Origin of the sequence: Paraburkholderia sp. EG304, assembly GCF_046543485.1 — a bacterium.
Classification (GTDB): Bacteria; Pseudomonadota; Gammaproteobacteria; order Burkholderiales; family Burkholderiaceae; genus Paraburkholderia; species Paraburkholderia youngii.
Map to the genome: position 1 here is coordinate 1 of NZ_JBKGUA010000311.1, position 492 is coordinate 492.

A 492-nucleotide genomic window follows, 5' to 3' on the forward strand; every position below is an offset into this window, starting at 1 on the left:
CGCGCGTACCGATTGAGGAAAAGGAAAGCTGGCGATGGCTGGAGAATATGCGCCAGTCGACCGAGCTTCTCGACGATCCTGTGCGTTGCATTCACATCGGCGATCGGGAAAGCGACATTTACGAGCTGTTTTGCACCGCATACGATCTTTGCACCCACTTCCTTGTGCGTGCCTGCGTTGACAGGCTCGCGGGAGACGGTCAGCACACGATCTCCAAAGCCATGCAGCATGGTTCAGGTCAAGGGGCTCCGCCGCGTCGAGCTTCGCGACGCGAAAGGCCGTCCGATGACCGCGACGCTCGAACTGCGCTACCAGCCTATGACCGTTCTGCCGCCCATCGGCAAGCAGAACCGTTACCGTGCGCCACAGCTAACAGTCCTGCACGCACAGGAACGCGATCCGCCGCCCGGGCGTGCCCGCATCGAATGGAAGCTGATCACCAACCTGCCGGTCCGCTCTCGTGCAGAGGCAATCGAAAAGCTCGACTGGTAC

Annotated in this window: 1 protein-coding gene and 1 pseudogene; one reads left to right on the top strand and one right to left on the bottom strand. The window is 60.8% G+C overall.

All coding sequences use genetic code 11. The annotated features are described in order from the left end of the window. A partial coding sequence (locus tag ACLFKU_RS44030; protein WP_410853429.1) for a hypothetical protein occupies window positions 1-206 on the bottom strand: 206 nt, incomplete at its 3' end. 22 nt (window positions 207-228) lie between these two features. Here ACLFKU_RS44030 and ACLFKU_RS44035 point away from each other — a divergent pair. Next, window positions 229-492: pseudogene (locus ACLFKU_RS44035) on the top strand (IS4 family transposase); the annotation flags it as partial.